Below are 17,810 nucleotides of genomic sequence, written 5' to 3'. Positions count from 1 at the left end.
CCCCGTTCGCCAACTAGAGTGCGGCCGATGCGTTTGCTTCTGACGGCCTGCGCTACCACCGCACTGGTGGTGAGCGGACCTCTGACAGCGACCGCCGCCGGTACGGGTCCACAAGACTCGGTCGGCGGCGCGTTGCTGACGGCGAAGCCGACGGTGGTCGCGGACGGGGCGACGCCGCCGGCAGTGCAGGCGTCGGCGTACGTCGTGGCCGACCTGGACACCGGCCAGGTGCTGGCGGCGAAGGCCCCGCACGCGCAGCTCCGCCCGGCCAGCACACTCAAGACGCTGACCGCGCTGGTCCTGCTGCCGCGGCTGAAGAAGACCGATCCGGTGACCGGGTCGAGCGCCGACGCCGGCATCATCGGCAGCAAGGTCGGCGTGTACCCGGGCCTGCACTACACCGTCGACCAGCTCTTCCAGGGCATGTTCCTGGCGTCCGGGAACGACGCCGTGCACGCTCTCTGCGCGCACGACCAGGGCGGCATCCCGGCCACCATCCAGCGGATGAACGCGAAGGCCAAGGACCTCGGCGCGCTCGACACGCACGTGACGGACCCGACCGGCCTGGACGCCGACGGGCAGTACTCCAGCGCGTACGACCTGGCCCTGTTCGCGCAGGCCGGACTCGCCCGGCAGGACTTCGCGACGTACGCGTCCACGAAGTACACGAACTTCCCGAACGTCGGCAACAAGGGCACCTACCAGGTCGCGAACCAGAACAAGCTGCTCTTCAACTACCAAGGCGCGCTCGGCGTGAAGACCGGCTACACGACGCTGGCCCGGAACACGTTCATCGGCGCCGCCCGCCGCGACGGGCACACGCTGGTCGTGACGATGATGAACGCCCCGCACGGCATCACCGAGGACGCGAGCAACCTGCTGACCTGGACGTTCGCGAACTACGACAAGCTCAAGCCGGTCGGCACCCTGGTCAAGCCGGCCGGCGCCCAGCCGCCGAAGACGCAGACCCAGGGCGGCGGCGAGGACAAGCCGACCACCCGCAAGGCCGGTGAGCCTCCGGCCCGTACGGCGCTCGGCCCCGGCCAGGCCGTCACGTCCCTCGCGCTCCGGGTACCCGTCTGGGCGTACGCCGGTCCGCCGGTCCTGCTGCTCGGCCTGTTCCTCCGCCGTCCACGGGCGCTACGCCGCCGCCGTCACTGATCCGTCACTGACGCCGTACGGCCCTCAGCGCACGGATGCCGTGCAGCGCGAGCGTGGTCAGCGTGACACCCAGTACGGTGCCCGCCGCGACGGCGACCGTGTCCGCCTTGCGCTCCGGGATCGGTACGACCTTGTACCGCTTTCCGGGCGGCCCAAGGAGCAGCGGCTCGGCTTCGACCTCGGGCTCCGGTTCGGCTGCCTCGCGCGCGACCTCACGGTCGAGCGTCGCCTCCTTCGTCCACGCAGCGATCAGCATGATCACGCGAGTCAGCAGGTAGATCCACACCAGCAGCGCCAGCGGCAGGGCGAGTGCGCCGTACGCCGCGTTCGAGCCGATCACGTGGCTCACGTAGAGGTTGCCGAGCTTCTGGGCGAGGTAGAACACGATGCCGCCGGCCAGCGCCGCGATCAGCGCGACCTTCCGCGGCAGGACGATCCGCGGCAGCGCGGTCTGCATGTACAGGAACAGCACCGCGCCGGCCGCGACACCGATCACGAAGCTGATCGCGTCGATCCCCCAGCCGGCCAGCCAGGTGCCGTCCAGGTCGGTGGCGTTGATGATCCGCTGGGACAGCCCAGTCAGGATCGAGGAGGCGCCGGTCGCGATCAGGCCGATCAGGCCGAGGCCGATCAGCGCACCGAGGTCGACGACCTTCAGCTTGACCGCGTTGCCCGGTTCGTCGTCCAGTTCGTGCATCGACCGGATCGACGCCCGCAGCGAGTCGATCCAGCCCAGTCCGGTGAACAGCAGCGACACGCCCGAGATCAGCCCGATCGTGCCTGCGTGGGCGATCAGGCCGTCGATGTCGATCCGGTTGCCGATCCCGGGCAGGTTCTGCTGCAGCGCGTCCTTGAGCGCCTTGATCGCCTTGTCGCCGAGCAGCGGACCGGTGATCGCGGCAGCCAGCACGATCAGCGGGAACAACGACAGGAACCCGAAGAAACTGGTCGCCCCGGCGAGCCGGTTCCCGCGCCGGTCGCCGTACCGCTGCCAGGCACGCCACAACTGCGTCCGGCTGAACCACCGCCAGGCCGCCTTGAGCTTGTTCATCTGTCTCCTGTACCCCGGGTGCGGAGACTCAGCCTGCCAGTGGGAACGAGCGCTGCGGTCGCCACACGCCGTCGGCGCCGTGTTCGTAGCGGCTGAAGTACTCGACGTCGAAGTCGCAGTCGTACTCGGACAAGGCGTCGTACGCCCGGTCCAGCGCGTCCTTGTCCAGGTCGTGCGCGACCGTGACGTGCGGGTGGTACGGGAACTTCAGGTCGACCTGCAGCGGGCCGGACCGGACCTGGGACTGCAGCACCTCGCAGGACGAGATGCCCTCCGCAAGCGGTACGAACACCACCGGCGAGATCGGCCGGAAGGTCGCCGTACCACGCAGCCGGATCCGGAACTTCGGGAACCGCGCGGCGACCGCGAGCAGGTGCTCGTCGATCAGCTCCAGGTCCCCGGCCTCGATCTCGGTCGGCGGCAGCAGCGTGACGTGGGTCGGGATCGACGCGGCCATCGGGTCGCCGAAGTCGGCCCGGTACTTCTGCAGCTCCGTGCCGTACGGCTCCGCGATCGGGATCGCGACCCCGATGGTGGTCATGGGGCCTCCCGGTCTGGACTGAGGAGCGGAGGGAGCGAAGCGACCGGAGCGACGAGGGAAGACCGGGAGTAACAGCCCCATGACCCGTCGCGACGGAGTCGCGACATCAGCACAGTCATGCTTGGGCCGGCCCCGGGACGAAACCGAGCCGGTCGTAGACCTTGGCCAGCGTCGGCGCCGTCACCGCCCGCGCGCGCTCGGCGCCGGCCGCCAGGATCGCGTCCAGCTGCGCCTTGTCATCCAGGTAGGTCAGCGTCTTCTCCCGGAACGGGGTGACGAACTCGACCACCACGTCGGCCAGGTCCTTCTTGAAGTCGCCGTACCCGCGACCGGCGTACTCGTCCTCGAGCTCGGAGATCTTGCGACCGGTCAGCGCCGAGTAGATGGTCAGCAGGTTCGCGACCCCGGGCTTGTTCTCCTCGTCGAAGAGCACGTCCCGGCCGGAGTCGGTGACCGCGGAGCGGATCTTCTTCGCGCTCGCCTTCGGCTCGTCGAGCAGGTCGATGATGCCGGCCGGCGACGAGCTGGACTTGCTCATCTTCGACGACGGGTCCTGCAGGTCGAAGATCTTCGCGGTCTCCTTGACGATGTACGCCTCGGGCACCCGGAAGGTCTTGCCGAACCGGTGGTTGAAGCGCTGCGCCAGGTCGCGGGTCAGCTCGACGTGCTGCCGCTGGTCCTCGCCGACCGGGACCCGGTCGGCCTGGTACACCAGGATGTCCGCGGCCTGCAGGATCGGGTACGTGAACAGGCCGACGGTGGCGCGGTCGGCGCCGCCCTTGGCGGTCTTGTCCTTGAACTGCGTCATCCGGCTCGCCTCGCCCATGCCGGTGATGCACGACATCACCCAGGCGAGCTGGGCGTGCTCCGGCACCTGCGACTGGACGAACAGGGTGGACCGCTCCGGGTCGATGCCGGCCGCGAGCAGCTGCGCCGCCGACCGGCGGGTGCGCTCGCGGAGCGCCTTCGGGTCGTACTCCACGGTGATCGCGTGCAGGTCGACGACGCAGTAGAACGCCTCGTGGTCCTCCTGCAGGGCCACCCACTGCCGTACCGCGCCGAGGTAGTTGCCGAAGTGGAAGGAGTCCGCCGTCGGCTGGATCCCGGAGAGCACGCGGGGGCGTCGCTGGGAACCGGCTGCGGAGGGGTCAGACGCAGCATGGGACATAGGGGTGATTCTGCCAGCGGCCCCCGCGCAGCACGTACCCGGGCGGCGTATCAGTCATATCTCAAGGACTATGTGTCACTGCGCCGTGTCACCAGGTCCAGCCGCGAGCAGCGAGTTCCTGCTCCTCCTGCCAGCGCTTCGCCTCGGACCGTTCGCCGTCCGGTTCGCCGGGACAGCCGGCCAGCCGGCACGCCTCGTCCAGGAGATCGTCGTACGCCGCCTCCAGCGCCATCAGCCGGTGCGCGCGGGCGTACACGTGCGGGGTCGACTCGACGCTGCGGATCTTCGTGGACAGGTACCCGAGCCGCGTCTGCAGCCGCAGCGTGTCGAACGGATCCGGCTCCACGACCACCCGCCGATGCAGCCGCGACGTCACCCGCGCCGTACCGCGCCGCAAACCCCTCCGCCAGCGCGCCGGCCGCGGACTCGGGAGGAGCAGCCCGAGCAGGCCGCAGAGCAACAGGAACACGCCCACGGACATCAGCCAAGCCATCGCTCTCACTCTCCACTTAGAGCGTACGGCGGCTGTGAGGCCTCCAGCTACCCGTTAGTCGCGGCGATACTTGGTGACCGCGTCGTCTTGTTTGAGCTTGTCTGCGGCGGCCTGGATTCGCGCGGTCCATTCGGGCTGTTGGAAGGCGCCGGACATGAATTGGCCGGTTGTTTCGGCGGCCTCGGTGGCGAAGGCGGGGTACCAGGTGTCGAAGTACCACTTGATGATCTGGTCGCCGGCCGCCGATACCAGGTCGCGGGCCGAGCTGAGGGCTGTGGTCAGTTCCAGCCCGTCGGCCGAACCGCGGACGATCGTCAGCTGCCGGAACTCCGAGCTGACCTGAGCGGCGACGTCCGCGGACAGCAACGCCCGCAGGTACTCCAGCCCGCCGGCCTTGTTCTTCGCCTTCTCCGGAACGAAGAACGGCGCGGTCGCCGCGACGTGCAGCCCGCTCGGCATCGCCGGCGACGCGTCCAGCGGCGGCACCGCGAACACGCTGAGCGCGAAGTCGTCCTTGACCAGGCCCTTCATCTCGTTCTCGAGCCAGTTCCCGCACGGCAGCAGCCCGGCCTTCGAGCTCAGGAACCGCTTCTGCGAACCGATGTGGTCGTACTGCGCGGTGCCGGCCGCGAGCAGTCCGCGCTTGGTCAGCTCCCCGACCGCCGTGATCGCCTTGGTGACGTTCTCGTCCTTCCAGGCGCCGTCCTCGAGGTTGTCGATCCGCTTCGTCACGTCCGGGCCGCCGGTCTTCGCGGCGAGCGTCAGTACCAGTTCGAGCAGGTAGTACGGATGCGTACCGGCGTAAATGAACGGTCCGAGACCGGCCGCCTTCATATCGGTGCCCAGGGCAAGCAACTCCGGCCAGGTGTGCGGGACGTCCCAGCCGTTGCGCTGGAACAGGCCGGCCGAGTACCAGATCCCGTACACGGTCGAGATGTAGTTGAGGGTGCGCTGCGTCCCGTCGAACCGGCCGGCCTCGAGCATGTCGGGCAGCAGCTGGTCCTGCACCTTCGCCGCCGGGTCGTCCCAGGAAGGTGCGTCGAGCAACTGTTGTAAGTCGGTCAGCTGGTCGTCCTTGACCAGCTTGCCGAGTTCGAGCCGCTCGTCACCGGTGGACAGCACGACGTCGGGCGGCGTACCGGTCGCGAACCGCGGCAGCAGGTCGTCCGAGAGTTCCGCGGTCACCTTCGGGCTGATCGTGGCCGCGGCGTACTTCTTCCGGTACGCCGCCGCCGCGAACCCGCCGTACTCCTCGGTGACGACCACGTCGACCGGGGCAGTCCCGTCCACAGTGAACGGGTCGTCCGGCGACACCACGGGCGCGACCGGGTCCTTGGAGCACCCGCTCAACACCGCCCCAACCAGCGCCCCCTGCAACAACGTCCGGCGTCTCAGCACCAAGGCAGGCTAGTACCGTTTCAGGCCGTACGGCGGATTCGGCCCGCGTACAGGGCTTCGAGGGCGTGGTTGTGTTCGTCGCCGCCGGGGATGTTCGCGGACAGGTACACCGGTGGGGTCTCGCCGTCGGCGGTCATCCGGCGCAGTACTTCGGCGACCAGCATCTGCGCGATCAGCGCGGCGGTGATCGACGACACCGCGCAGACCTTGCCGGCGTCGCCGGGCAGGTCCAGGACCGAGTCGCCGAACGGCGCGTGGTTGTCCAGCACCACGTCGGCGAAGTCGATCAGCTTCTTGCCGGACGGGTGCCGGGACTCCATCCCGCCGGTGTGCTGCATCGAGGTGATCGCGATCAGCGGGTGGCCCTTCTCCTTCACCACGCTCGCCAGCTCGACGATCGAGCCGTTCACGCCGGAGTTGGAGGCGATCACGAACAGGTCGCCCGCGCGGGCCGCGGACAGGTCGTACAGCTTCCGCGAGTACTGCGGGTCGCGCTCGAGTTCGGCGCTGCGCAGCACCTCCGGCGGCTCGCCGCCGAGCAGCACCAGGTCCCGCAGCGCGATCCGGTTGGTGGCGATCAGCCCGCCGGCCCGGCCGGCGATCTCCATCGCGAGCGCCTCGGAGTGCCCGGAGCCGAACGCCTGGATCACCCCGTTCGCGCGCAGCGAGGCGGTCATCAGGTCGGCGGCGTCCTGGATCGGACCGTCGATCTGCGCGGTCACCGCGGCCATGATCGGCATCAAAGTCTGGACGTACGCCTGCGCACTCACGCCTGCGTCCCCCGTGTTACTGCTGCCCATCGGCCAACCCCTCGACTGATCCGCGCGCGACGACACCTGGAGTGCCGACAAATGCGCAAGTTTGCGGTTTACTGGACAGAACTTTTCTCAACTCACAGCTAAAGTCAAGGCTCATCCGGGTAATCTCCCCGTTCGGGACCGTTGCGTAAGCAGTTTGGAGCCATTGCGTATGTCGGACGTACTGGTCCTGGGTGGGGATCTGGGCGGCACCTCCACCCGGATCGTGATCGCGGACTCCGAGGGCAACGTAATCGGTCGCGGTGCTGCCGCAGGCGGAAATCCGACCAGTCATCCGGCAAGTGCGGCGGCCAATTTCGGCCAGGCGCTTCACCTGGCCCTCACCGGGCTGGACCCGGCCGCGGTCAGGTCCGCGGTCGTCGGCATGGCCGGCGGCGTCGCGCTCCAGCGGCCCGAGGTCGCGGCCCAGTTCGACGCCGCGTGGACCGGGGCCGGGCTCACCGTTCCGCCCGGCTACATCGGGGATCTCGAGGTGGCGTTCGCGTCCGGTACGCCGGAACCCGACGGGACCGTGCTGATCGCCGGTACGGGGAGCAACGTCGGGCTGGTCCGCAACCACCAGCTGCAGCGGACGGCGGGCGGGCACGGGTGGCTGCTGGGCGACGACGGCTCCGGTTTCTGGCTGGGCCGCGAGGCGGTCCGCAGCGTGCTCGAGTCGCTCGACCTGCGCGAGCCGCTGGGGTTGCTCGGGCAGGCCGTCGTCCAGGCGATCCTGTCCGGCCGGGACGAGGAGCTGGTTGCACAGCGTGAAGGATACGACGCACTGCGCGATCTACTGGTGATGACAGTCAACAGCCGGCCGCCGGTCCTGCTCGCCGAACTGGCGCCCGCGGTGATCGCGGCGTACCACCAGCACGACGAAACTGCGCAGTCCCTGGTGAAACGCGCAGCCGAACTGCTCACCGAAACCGCCGCCCGGCTGAAGGTCACGTCCGACAGCGGGCCGATGGTGCTGGCCGGCAGCGTCGCCGGCGAGTCCTCCCCGGTCGGCCAACTGATCCGGGAGCACTTCGCCGGCGACGTCCGCACCGCCAAGGACGGCGTCGGCGGCGCCACCTGGCTAGCCCTGGCCGCCCTGAACCTGGCCACGACCGACAACCACACCCGCCTGGTGGAGCACTGATTTCAGTCGAAGACTGACACCTGGCGGACCTCTACGGCGTAGAACCCGGCTTCGGGGATGGTGGCGGCGATTTCTTCGGCGCGTTCCTGGGAGGCCACGTCGATGAGGAAGACGCCGGCCAACTGTTCCTTGGCCTCGGAGTAGGGGCCGTCGGTGGTGGCGCGGATGCCTTCGCGGACCCGGACCACCCTGGTCTTGGCGGGCGGGTCCAGCGGTACGGCGTTGATCAGTTCGCCGCTGGCGTGCAACTCCTCGAGCAGGTTGTTGAGTTGGTCGACCAGCGCGTCGCGGGCCTTCTTCGGGAGTGCCTTGCCTTCTTCGGTGTGCAGGAAGGACGGGTGGGCCCAGGTGATCGGGTTGCTGTGGATCATCAGCAGGTACTTCATGGTCGGTTGTCCTTTCGGGCAGTTGAGTGGATCTTCGCAGCAGAGGTCGGAAGCACCCGCGAGTACTCGACATTTCGGCGTTTTAGGCTGTCCCGCATGGACGAGCTCGACTTGCGGATGGCTGACGGCCGGGTGCTGCACGCGTACGACAGCGCGCCCGGCGACGACGACCGGCTGGCGGTGGTCTGGCACCACGGCACCCCGGGTCTCGGCAACCCGCCCGCCCCGCTCGACGCGGCGGCCGACGAGCTCGGGATCAGGTGGATCTCGTTCGACCGGCCCGGGTACGGCGGGTCGACGGCCGCACCGGGCCGCACGGTCGGTTCGGTCGCGGCTGACCTCGCCACTGTCCTCGACACGCTCGGCATCCGGCGGTGCGCGCAGTTCGGGTACTCCGGCGGTGGTACGTACGCGCTCGGCGCCGCCGCCCTGCTCGGCGAACGGGTCGGCGCGGTCGCCACGCTCGCCGCGATCGCACCGTACGACGCAAAAGGTCTCGACTGGTACGACGGCATGATCGCCTCCGGTCTCGCGTCGCTGCACGCCGCGGCGGACGGGCGGGATGCGCGGCTGGCGAACGAGGCCGTCGAGTACAACCCGGAGTTCACCGCGGCCGACTTCGCGATGTTCGACGGGCCGTGGGGCTGGCTCGGCTCGGTGGCGGGCGGACCGCACGGACCCGACGGCCCGGTCGACGACGACTGTTCGTACGTGCGTCCGTGGGACTGGGCAACGATCACCGCGCCGACGCTGCTCGTGCACGGCACGGCCGACCGGATCATTCCCTGCACCCACGCCCACTGGCTTGCCGAGAACCTCCCGAAAGCGACCCTCGACGTCCATCAGGACCTCAGCCACATCACGATCCTCAACCAGGCAGAGCGGGCGCTGCGCTGGATCCGGGAGCAGATCGCCTGAATCGGTAGCCGCTGTCGGGGTACCGGTTGGAGGTGCTGCTCGCGGAGCGCTACCGCATTACCGAGATCCTTGGCCATGGCGGGATGGGCGAGGTGTATCGCGGTTGCGACGAGTTGCTCAGCCGTCCGGTCGCGGTGAAACTGCTGCGCCCCGACGTCCGCGATCCGTCGGCGGCCGCACGGCTGCAGCACGAGGCACGGGCAGCAGCCGGCGTGAAGGATCCTCATGTTGTTGCCGTCTACGACTTCGGCCAGTCGGACGGCGAGTACTTCCTGGTGATGGAGCTGATGGCCGGGCGCAGCGTTACCCGCGAGCTGGCGCTGCGCGGGCCGCTCGCTCCACAACGGGCCGTCGACATCGTCCAGCAGGTGGCCGCGGGGCTGGCCGCCGCGCACAGGCACGGGATCGTGCACCGCGACATCAAGCCGGACAACCTGCTCATCGATGTCGACGGTTCGGTCAAGATCGCGGACTTCGGGATTGCCCGCTCGGCGATGGAACCGGAGCCGCGGACACCCGGGCGGATCCTGGGCACCAGCCAGTACGTCGCACCTGAGCGCGCCCTCGGACACGCCGCCACCGCGGCATCGGACGTGTACGCGCTCGGCTGTGTGTTGTACCAGCTGCTCACCGGGAACCCGCCGTTCAGCGGCGACGACCCGGCCACGATCCTTTCCCAGCACGTCCGGACCGCTCCGGTCGTCCCCGACGAGTTCTCCGCAGCCCTCGCGCAACTCGTCTACCGCATGCTGTCCAAGTCTCCGGCCGACCGCCCGACGGCCGCCGAGGTCGCCGGCTGGACATTCGGCGAGACAGCGGAAATGCCGACCATGGACCTCGATGCACTGCCTCGGAGCAAGTGGAAAGCGCTCGCGGTGGCGGCCGCCGTGCTGATCGCCGGATGTGCGCTGACGGCCGGCGTACTGACCGACCAGGACGCCGATCAGCCGCTGGCTCCAGCGCACATCGTTCCGCCTCAGTCGCCGCGGCGGATGCCGCCGCCGCAGCAGACGCTCACGCCGCCGCGACCGGTGACGACCCCGACCGTCACGGTCACGAAGTCGGCGACCACCGTGCGGCCGCCGTCGCCCCAGCACAAAGCGGTCGGCAAGGGCAAGCCGAGGCACAAGAAGTCCGGGAAGCACTGACATTCCAAGCAATGCCTTGACATTGCATCCAGGTCGGCGCATATTCCAAGCATGTCTTTGGAGAAGGATCCGCGGCGGTCGCGGTTGCTCGACGACCCGTTGGCCATCCGGGCGATGGCGCATCCGGTCCGGCTGGACCTGCAGTCACTGCTCGGGCGCGAAGGGCCGATGACCGCGGCGGACGCGGCCCGCCGGCTCGGGATCAGTCAGGCGCTGGCGTCGCACCACCTGCGGCAGCTCGCGAAGTACGACTTCGTCGAGCCGGCGCCCGGGAAGGACAACCGGGAGCGGCCGTGGCGGCTGGTGTCGACGTCGCAGTCCTGGCGGGACGCGATCAAGACGCCGGACGGCGCCGCGGCGGCCGAGGTACTCGAGCAGTTGATGGCCGAGCGCGCCCTCGACTCGCTGGCGAACTGGCAGCAGCGGCGCCCCGACGCCGATCCGGTCTGGCGGGACAACTCCGGCATCGGACAGACCGGGATCTACCTGACCGGCGACGAGCTCGCCGAGCTCGTCGGGCAGATCGACGAGCTACTGCAGCGCTGGGTCGACGAGCGCCCGGTCGACGACAAGTCCACCCGCCCGCCGGGCAGCCGGTACGTCTCGTTCACCCAGATCGTCACGATCGCTCCGGAGGAGTAACCGATGAAGGACTTGTGGGGCGTCCTCGCACGGCAGCGTGACTACCGGCTGATGCTCAGCGCCGGACTGATCTCGCTGGTCGGTGACTGGTTGCTGCGGACCGGGCTCGCGTTCCAGATCTACGTACTGACCGGCTCGACGCTGGCCTCCGGCGGGTTGCTGCTGGCGTCGTTCCTGCCTGCCGTACTGCTCGGCTCGCTCGCGGGCGTCTTCGTCGACCGCTGGAACCAGCGGACCACGATGATCGTCACGAACGTGCTGAACGCGGTCGTCCTGCTGCCGCTGATCGCCGTCCACGACGCGAGCATGATCTGGATCGTGTACGCCGTGGTGCTCGCGCAGAGCTGCCTGCAACAGTTCTTCACGCCCGCGGAGCAGTCCCTCGTACCGCTCCTGGTCAACGCCGATCAGCTGGTGACCGCGAATGCGTTGAACAGTCAGATCCGCGACCTCGCGAGGCTGATCGGCGCGGCGCTGGGCGGCGTCCTCGCGGCCGCCGGCGGGCTCACCCTGCTCGCGCTCGGCGACGCGGCGACGTTCCTGGTCGCGGTCGTACTGGTCGCCGCGATGCGGCACCGGCAGGAGCGCCCGGACCGGGTCAAGGAGTCGGCCGGCCGCGCGATCAGGAAGTTGAAGGAGGAGTGGACCGAGGGGCTGCGGCTGTGCGTGGCCGGGCCGGCGATGCGGCTGTTCTTCGTGTTCTGCCTGGTCACCGGGGTCGGCGAGGGCATCATGAGCACGCTGTTCGCGCCGTTCGTCAGCGCCGACCTCGGCGGCGACGGGAAGGTGTACGGCCTGATCGTCTCCTCGCAGGCGATCGGCGGGATCATCGGCGGCCTGGTCGCCGCCGCGATCGGGAACCGCCGGCCGGCCGCGACCCTGTGGGGCGTCGGCGCGTTCGCGTTCGGGCTGGTCGACACCGTGCTGTTCCTCTACCCGCTCGCGTCCGGCAGCGTAGTCCCGGCGTTCGTCTGCATGATCGTCGTCGGGCTGCCCGGCGCGCTCACGATCGCCGGGATGATGACGGTGTTCCAGAACCTCACCGCCGACGGCACCCGCGGCCGGATCTACGGCGCGGTCGGCGCCGCCGAGAGCGTCGCGGTGCTGGTCGGCATCGCCGCGGCCGGCTTCCTCGGCGACGCCGTCGGCATCATCCCGGTCCTGGTCTTCCAGGGCCTCGGGTACCTCGTCGGCGGGCTGGTGATCCTCAGTCGGCGGCGGGTCCTTGCAGCTGCGACTGTTCCTCAGCCGGTGTGACCCGGTGCAGGCGGACCCGGGCGACGCGGCGGCCGTCCATCTCGGTGACGGTCAGCGTGTGCGCGTCGATCGGTACCTCGTCGCCGGCCGACGGGACCCTCCCGAGCGCGGCGGCGAGGAACCCGCCGACCGTCTCGTACGGGCCGTCCGGCAGCTCGATCGTGGTCGCGTCGGCGAAGTCGTCCAGGTTCAGCAGGCCGTCCACCTCGATGTCCCCGCTGCCCAGCCGGGTGGTCTCGGCCGTCTCCTCGTCGTACTCGTCGGTGATGTCGCCGATCAGTTCCTCGACCAGGTCCTCCAGCGTGACGATACCGGCCGTACCGCCGTACTCGTCGAGCACGATCGCGAGATGCGTACTGCGCCGGCGCATCTCGGTCAGCGTCGGCAGCAGCTTCGCGGTGTCCGGCAGCATCAGCACCTCGCGGGCCAGGTCGCCGACCCGGACCGAGCGGGTCGCGACCGCCGGGTCGAACAGGTCCCGGACATGCACGAACCCGACGATGTCGTCGGCCGAGCCGTTCATCACCGGGTAGCGCGAGTGCGGCCGCTCGGCGGCGAACTTGACCGCCTTGTACGCCGGCATCTCGGCGTCGACGAAGTCCACCTCGGTGCGCGGCAGCATCAGCTCGCGGAGCTGCCGGCTGCCGGCCTCGAAGACGTCGTCGACGATCTTGCGCTCCTCCTCGCCGAGCGACTCGCTCGCCGACACCAGGTCGCGGAGCTCCTCGTCGCTGATCACCTCGCGGTTCGCGTTCGGGTCGCCGCCGAGCGCGCGGACCACCAGGTCGGTGGACCTCGACAGCAGCCAGATCACCGGGCGGGCGCCGGACGCGATCCGGTCCACCAGCGGGCCGAGCGCGAGCGCGAAGGTCTCCGCCCGCTGCAGCGCCAGCCGCTTCGCGGCCAGCTCGCCCAGCACGATCGAGACGTACGAGATCAGCATCGTGATCAGGACCAGCGCGACCGTGCTCGCCACGGACTCGGGCAGACCGAGTTTGCGCAGGTGCGGGGCCAGGCCGTCGGCCAGCGTCGCGCCACCGAAGGCGGCGGACAGGAAGCCCATCAGGGTCACGCCGATCTGCACGGCGGACAGGAAGCGGTTCGGGTTGGCGGCCACCTTGGCGACGATCTCGCCGCGCCGGCCGCGGTGGGACAGGGCCTTCAGCTGGCTTTCCCGCAGCGACACGAGAGCCATCTCGGCGGCGGCGAAGACGCCACCGATCAGCACGAAGACCAGGATCAGAACGATGTTGAGCAGGGTGTCGTTCATGGCTCGGAGTTCCTAGCGCCCTCTCGTCTGAAGTCGAGAGGGCGTGCGTTGGGCGTAGTCGTCCATTTATCTACTCTACCGGCGACGGGTCTCACGATGCATGTTCGAGTTTGTTGGTTTACGATGATTCCTGGCCGGACACGTCGTACGGCCGGGAAGGTCACACGATGAACACACCGCGCGGTGTCCGCCGTACCGACGCCACCCTGTCGGACGGCCGCGAGCTGATCTACTACGACCCGGCCGACACGCCGCCGCGGGTGCCGCTCGAGGACACCCGCGGGCTGCCCGCGCCGCAGCCGCAGGTGGAGATGCGGACCGACCCGCTGACCGGTGACGTGATCACGTACGCGACCCACCGCAACACCCGGACCTATCTGCCGCCGGCGGACCAGTGCCCGCTGTGCCCGAGCAAGCCCGGCAACCCGACCGAGATCCCGGACCACGACTACAACGTCGCCGTCTTCGAGAACCGGTTCCCGTCCTTCGCCGGCCCCGGCCGGACCGAGGTGGTCTGCTTCACCAGCGACCACAACGGCTCGTTCACCGGCCTGTCGCAGGGCCAGGCCCGGCTGGTCGTCGACGCCTGGGCCGACCGGACCGCCGAGCTCGGCGCCCGCGACGACGTCGAGCTGGTGTTCCCGTTCGAGAACCGCGGCCGTGAGATCGGCGTCACGCTGAACCACCCGCACGGCCAGATCTACGCCTACCCGTTCGTCCCGCCGCGGATGCAGAACCTGCTCCGGCGGGCGCGCAAGCACCAGGAGGTTGCCGGCAGCAACCTGTTCGCCGACGTGCTGGCCGCCGAGCGCAAGGAAGGCACCCGGGTGATCGGCGAGAACGGCAACTGGACCGCGTTCGTCCCGGAGGCGGCCCGCTGGCCGGTCGAGGTGCACCTGTACCCGCACCGCCAGGTCGGCGGCATCGACGAACTGTCGGTCGGCGAGCGCGACGACTTCGCCGAGCTGTACCTCGACGTCCTGCAGCGCCTCGACGGCCTGTACGGCGAACCCCTGCCGTACATCGCCGCCTGGCACCAGGCCCCGGTCCGCGTCGACCGCGAGCTCGGCTACCTGCACCTGGAGGTGTTGTCGATCCGCCGGGCCAAGGACAAGATCAAGTACCTGGCCGGCTCGGAGTCCGGCATGGGCGCGTTCATCAGTGACACCCGGCCCGAAGACGTGGCCGAGACTTTGCGGAAGGTTGGTTCGTGAGCTCCTTCGAGGATGTTTTCGGTACGGCGCCCGACGGCAGCTGGCGGGCACCGGGGCGGGTCAACCTGATCGGCGAGCACACCGACTACAACGACGGTCTGGTGCTGCCGATCGCGCTGCCGAACCGGATCCTGATCACCGCGTCGAAGCGCGACGACGGCCGGGTCGCGGTCGCGTCCAGCGGGCACGACGGCGTGATCGAGTTCGCGCTGGAGTCGCTGGCGCCGGGATCCGTCGGTGACTGGGCGGCCTATCCGGCGGGTGCCGCGTGGGTGCTGCGCGAGGCCGGGTACGCGATCGGCGGGGCGAACCTGCTGGTCGACTCCGACCTCCCGTCCGGCGCCGGTCTGTCCTCGTCGGCAGCGCTGCTCTGCGCGACCTCCGTTGCGCTGCTGGGGTTGCACGGGATCGAGGCCGACCCGGCCGAGGTCGCACGGCTGGCGCAGAAGGCCGAGAACCAGTACGTCGGTGCGCCGGTCGGGCTGATGGACCAGATGGCGTCGATGTGCTGCACCGCGGGCCATGCGCTGTACTTCGACATCCGGGCGATGTCCACCGACCAGATCCCGTTCGACCCGCCGGCCGACGACCTGACCCTGCTGGTCGTCGACGTCAAGGCTCCGCACCGGCACGTCGACGGCGAGTACGCCGCGCGCCGGAAGAGCTGCGAGCAGGCCGCGGCCGAGCTCGGCGTACCGGCACTGCGGTCGATCGCCTTCGAGGACCTCGACGCCGCACTCGCACGGTTGTCGGACGACGTCGTACGGCGGCGGGTACGGCACGTGGTGACGGAGATCCGGCGGGTCGAGGACGCGGTCGCGCTGATGCGGGACGGGAAGCTGCGCGAGGTCGGGCCGTTGTTCACCGCGTCGCACGCGTCGATGCGCGACGACTTCGAGATCACCGTTCCGGAGCTGGACGTGGCCGTCGACGCCGCGCTGGCGGCCGGTGCGGTCGGTGCCCGGATGACCGGCGGCGGTTTCGGCGGTTGCATCATCGCGCTGGTCGAGGCGTCCGCGGCGGACAACGTACTGTCCGCGATCGAGAAAGCCTTTGCGGAACACGGTTTCTCCGCCCCTGCGTCGCTCGCGGCAACTCCGTCGGCGGGGGCCTCGCGCGTCAGCTAGTTCGCGATCACCAGGTCGCAGCCCGTGTCGCGCATCGCCTTGCGGGCTGCGGTCGACAGGCCGTTGTCGGTGACGATGACGTCCAGGTCCGACCAGTTGGCGAACGTACTCAGGCCGACCGTGCCCCATTTGGTGTGGTCGGCGACCACGACCACCTCGCGGCTCGCGGCGATGAAGGAGCGGTTGGTCTCGGCCTCCATCAGGTTCGGCGTGCTGAGACCGTGCTCCGCGTCGACACCGTGCGCGCCCAGGAACAGCAGGTCCAGGTGCAGCGACGCCAGCGCGGCGGTGGCGATCGGCCCGACCAGCGCGTCGGAGGGCGTACGGATGCCGCCGATCAGTACGACCGTGCGGTCCGAGCGGCCGTTGCCGTGGAACACGTCCGCGATCCGGGCCGAGTTCGTGACCACTGTGAGGTTCTCCACCCGGAGGAGCTGACGGGCCAGCGCGTACGTCGTCGTACCGGCGCCGATGCCGATCGCGCTGTCCGGCTGCACGCGGGTCGCGGCCTCCGCGGCAATGGCCTGCTTGGCCGCGGACTCCTGCGTCAGCTTGGCGTCGAAGCCCGGCTCGTGCGCGGACCGCAGCCCGACCGAGGTCGCGCCGCCGTGCACCTTGTGCAGCAGGCCGCTGGAGTCCAGCGCGTCCAGGTCGCGGCGGATCGTCATGTCCGACACCCCGAACCGGTCGACCAGTTCGGCCACCGTGATCGCGCCCCGGCTGTTGACCTCGGCAACGATCGTGGCCTGCCGCTGGGCGGCCAACTGGCCACCGCGACCGCGGGGCGGTTCTGCTCCGGCTGCGTTCACACCTCACAGATTAGCCCGCCGGGCCGGAAATGTGTTGCTGCGCCGGCGGTCGCAAGCCACCCTGAAGCATGCGTTTTCCCGAAGATGTGCCGGTGCTGACCGACGGCGTGGTGACCCTGCGTGCGCACACCGCCGACGACGTCGAACCGGCGTACCGGATGTGCCAGGACCCGGTGATGCAGCAGTGGACCACGATCCCGGTCCCCTACCTGCGCGAGCACGCGGAGCTCTTTCTGACCGAGCTGATTCCGAGCGGCTGGCGCGAGAACACGATGTGGGCCTGGGCGATCGAGTACGAGGGCCGCTACGCCGGGACCGTCGATCTGCGCGACGGCGACGGCGGGGTCGGCGAAGTAGGGTTCGCGGTCGGGCCGGAGGTACGTGGCAAGGGCGTGATGCCGCGGGCGCTGCGGCTGGCGGTGCGGCACGCGTTCGACGGCATGGGCTGGACGCGGGTGATCTGGAGGGCGTACGTCGGCAACTACGCGAGCCGCCGGGTCGCGTGGAAAGTGGGTTTCCACGGGCTGGTGACGATCCCGGGCGGCGGCAATTCGCGCGGGGTCCGCAAGGACGAATGGGTCGCGAGCGTCGGCCGCGACGACGAGCTCGAGCCCAACGGCAACTGGTGGACCGTACCGGTGCTGGAAAACAACGGGATCCGGCTGCGGGAACTACGGGAAACGGATGCGCAGCGGGTCCAGGAGGCCTGCGGCGACGAACGGACGCAGCGCTGGCTGACGGGGATGCCGTCGCCGTACACACTCGACGACGCGGCGGGGTTCATCGCGAGCCGCCCGGCCGCGGCGGCCAGTGGTGAAGCGGTGTCCTGGGCGATCGCCGACGCTGCCTCCGACGAACTGCTCGGAAACGTCAGCGTGTTCGACCTGACCAACCGGATCGACCGCACCAAAGGCGAGATCGGGTATTGGATGCACCCGGACGCGCGCGGCCGCAAGGTGATGTCGACCGCCGTGGAAATGGTGATCGCACACGCTTTCCGGCCGGTCGAGGAGGGCGGTCTGGGCCGGCGCCGGTTGGTCCTGAAGTGCGCCGACGTGAACACCGCGTCCGCGCACGTTGCCGAACTCAACGGCTTCACGCTGGTCAGCACCGAGCGGGCCGCCGACCCGCGGCGGGACGGCAGCTACGACAACCTGCTGACCTTCGACCTGCTTACGACGGATTGAAGCCTTGCGTGGTGGTGGCGCCGAGCTGTATTGGTCACCGCCCGCAGGCAGCGGTTTACGGCCGGTTGGTGTCATCCGACACCGGTTCCCCTCGCCGTT

The 17,810-nt window shown here is 69.6% G+C and carries 18 protein-coding genes; 9 read left to right on the top strand and 9 right to left on the bottom strand.

What is annotated here, in order from left to right; genetic code table 11:
* The first annotated feature begins 27 nt into the window (after positions 1–27).
* The gene (locus ACFYRU_RS26575) at positions 28–1,161 is read left to right on the top strand and encodes a D-alanyl-D-alanine carboxypeptidase family protein (protein WP_387663285.1); all 1,134 of its coding nucleotides are present in this window, start codon (positions 28–30) and stop codon (positions 1,159–1,161) included.
* A 4-nt stretch (positions 1,162–1,165) separates the two neighbouring features.
* Here ACFYRU_RS26575 and ACFYRU_RS26570 read toward each other — a convergent pair whose 3' ends face one another.
* From ACFYRU_RS26570 to ACFYRU_RS26545, 6 genes are all read right to left on the bottom strand, one after another.
* The gene (locus ACFYRU_RS26570; RefSeq protein ID WP_387663284.1) at positions 1,166–2,212 is read right to left on the bottom strand and encodes a YihY/virulence factor BrkB family protein; all 1,047 of its coding nucleotides are present in this window, start codon (positions 2,210–2,212) and stop codon (positions 1,166–1,168) included.
* 28 nt (positions 2,213–2,240) lie between these two features.
* Complete coding sequence (locus ACFYRU_RS26565; RefSeq protein WP_387663283.1) at positions 2,241–2,753, bottom strand: 2'-5' RNA ligase family protein; 513 nt, start codon at positions 2,751–2,753, stop codon at positions 2,241–2,243.
* A gap of 115 nt (positions 2,754–2,868) precedes the next feature.
* Positions 2,869–3,921 (bottom strand): tryptophan--tRNA ligase, encoded by a 1,053-nt coding sequence (trpS, locus tag ACFYRU_RS26560; RefSeq protein ID WP_387663282.1) that lies wholly within the window; start codon positions 3,919–3,921, stop codon positions 2,869–2,871.
* Positions 3,922–4,009: 88 nt separating this feature from the next.
* The gene (locus ACFYRU_RS26555; protein WP_387663281.1) at positions 4,010–4,414 is read right to left on the bottom strand and encodes a hypothetical protein; all 405 of its coding nucleotides are present in this window, start codon (positions 4,412–4,414) and stop codon (positions 4,010–4,012) included.
* 54 nt (positions 4,415–4,468) lie between these two features.
* A complete protein-coding gene (ngcE, locus tag ACFYRU_RS26550; RefSeq protein ID WP_387663280.1) occupies positions 4,469–5,812 on the bottom strand; it encodes an N-acetylglucosamine/diacetylchitobiose ABC transporter substrate-binding protein in 1,344 nt (447 codons plus the stop codon).
* 20 nt (positions 5,813–5,832) lie between these two features.
* Complete coding sequence (locus ACFYRU_RS26545; RefSeq protein WP_387663279.1) at positions 5,833–6,612, bottom strand: sugar isomerase domain-containing protein; 780 nt, start codon at positions 6,610–6,612, stop codon at positions 5,833–5,835.
* 169 nt (positions 6,613–6,781) lie between these two features.
* Here ACFYRU_RS26545 and ACFYRU_RS26540 point away from each other — a divergent pair, with 169 nt between their 5' ends.
* Positions 6,782–7,753, top strand: a complete 972-nt coding sequence (locus ACFYRU_RS26540) for an N-acetylglucosamine kinase (protein WP_387663278.1) — start codon at positions 6,782–6,784, stop codon at positions 7,751–7,753.
* Between the two features lie 2 nt (positions 7,754–7,755).
* Here ACFYRU_RS26540 and ACFYRU_RS26535 read toward each other — a convergent pair whose 3' ends face one another.
* A complete protein-coding gene (locus ACFYRU_RS26535) occupies positions 7,756–8,139 on the bottom strand; it encodes a YciI family protein (protein ID WP_387663277.1) in 384 nt (127 codons plus the stop codon).
* 96 nt (positions 8,140–8,235) lie between these two features.
* Between ACFYRU_RS26535 and ACFYRU_RS26530 the strand changes: the two genes are divergently transcribed.
* From ACFYRU_RS26530 to ACFYRU_RS26515, 4 genes are read left to right on the top strand one after another with little or no spacing between them, the layout of a single operon-like run.
* Positions 8,236–9,057, top strand: coding sequence for an alpha/beta fold hydrolase (locus ACFYRU_RS26530; protein WP_387663276.1), 822 nt, complete (start codon positions 8,236–8,238; stop codon positions 9,055–9,057).
* A gap of 32 nt (positions 9,058–9,089) precedes the next feature.
* A complete protein-coding gene (locus ACFYRU_RS26525; protein ID WP_387663275.1) occupies positions 9,090–10,205 on the top strand; it encodes a serine/threonine-protein kinase in 1,116 nt (371 codons plus the stop codon).
* A gap of 51 nt (positions 10,206–10,256) precedes the next feature.
* Positions 10,257–10,847: a helix-turn-helix domain-containing protein gene (locus ACFYRU_RS26520; RefSeq protein ID WP_387663274.1), complete on the top strand. Its 591-nt coding sequence runs from the start codon at positions 10,257–10,259 to the stop codon at positions 10,845–10,847.
* A gap of 3 nt (positions 10,848–10,850) precedes the next feature.
* Positions 10,851–12,104 (top strand): MFS transporter, encoded by a 1,254-nt coding sequence (locus tag ACFYRU_RS26515; protein ID WP_387663273.1) that lies wholly within the window; start codon positions 10,851–10,853, stop codon positions 12,102–12,104.
* Here ACFYRU_RS26515 and ACFYRU_RS26510 read toward each other — a convergent pair.
* Positions 12,055–13,374 (bottom strand): hemolysin family protein, encoded by a 1,320-nt coding sequence (locus ACFYRU_RS26510; protein WP_387663272.1) that lies wholly within the window; start codon positions 13,372–13,374, stop codon positions 12,055–12,057. The genes ACFYRU_RS26515 and ACFYRU_RS26510 overlap by 50 nt on opposite strands.
* Before the next feature lie 167 nt (positions 13,375–13,541).
* Here ACFYRU_RS26510 and galT point away from each other — a divergent pair, with 167 nt between their 5' ends.
* Together galT and galK are read left to right on the top strand one after the other, a co-directional pair.
* Entirely contained in the window at positions 13,542–14,588 is a 1,047-nt protein-coding gene (galT, locus tag ACFYRU_RS26505) for a galactose-1-phosphate uridylyltransferase (protein ID WP_387663271.1), read from the top strand.
* Complete coding sequence (gene galK, locus ACFYRU_RS26500; protein ID WP_387663270.1) at positions 14,585–15,715, top strand: galactokinase; 1,131 nt, start codon at positions 14,585–14,587, stop codon at positions 15,713–15,715. The genes galT and galK overlap by 4 nt, the downstream gene beginning before the upstream one ends.
* On the opposite strand, the gene ACFYRU_RS26495 is transcribed toward galK, so the two are convergent.
* Complete coding sequence (locus tag ACFYRU_RS26495) at positions 15,712–16,524, bottom strand: DeoR/GlpR family DNA-binding transcription regulator (RefSeq protein WP_387663269.1); 813 nt, start codon at positions 16,522–16,524, stop codon at positions 15,712–15,714. The genes galK and ACFYRU_RS26495 overlap by 4 nt on opposite strands.
* Positions 16,525–16,592: 68 nt before the next feature.
* Between ACFYRU_RS26495 and ACFYRU_RS26490 the strand changes: the two genes are divergently transcribed.
* Positions 16,593–17,711 carry a GNAT family N-acetyltransferase gene (locus ACFYRU_RS26490; protein WP_387663268.1) on the top strand — a complete coding sequence of 373 codons (1,119 nt, stop codon included), beginning with the start codon at positions 16,593–16,595 and terminating at the stop codon, positions 17,709–17,711.
* Positions 17,712–17,810 lie beyond the last annotated feature (99 nt).

This window comes from Kribbella sp. NPDC004536, assembly GCF_042873835.1.
Lineage (GTDB): Bacteria > Actinomycetota > Actinomycetes > Propionibacteriales > Kribbellaceae > Kribbella.
Note: the sequence above shows the minus strand (reverse complement) of the source record. Positions and strands in the feature narration are given on the sequence as shown.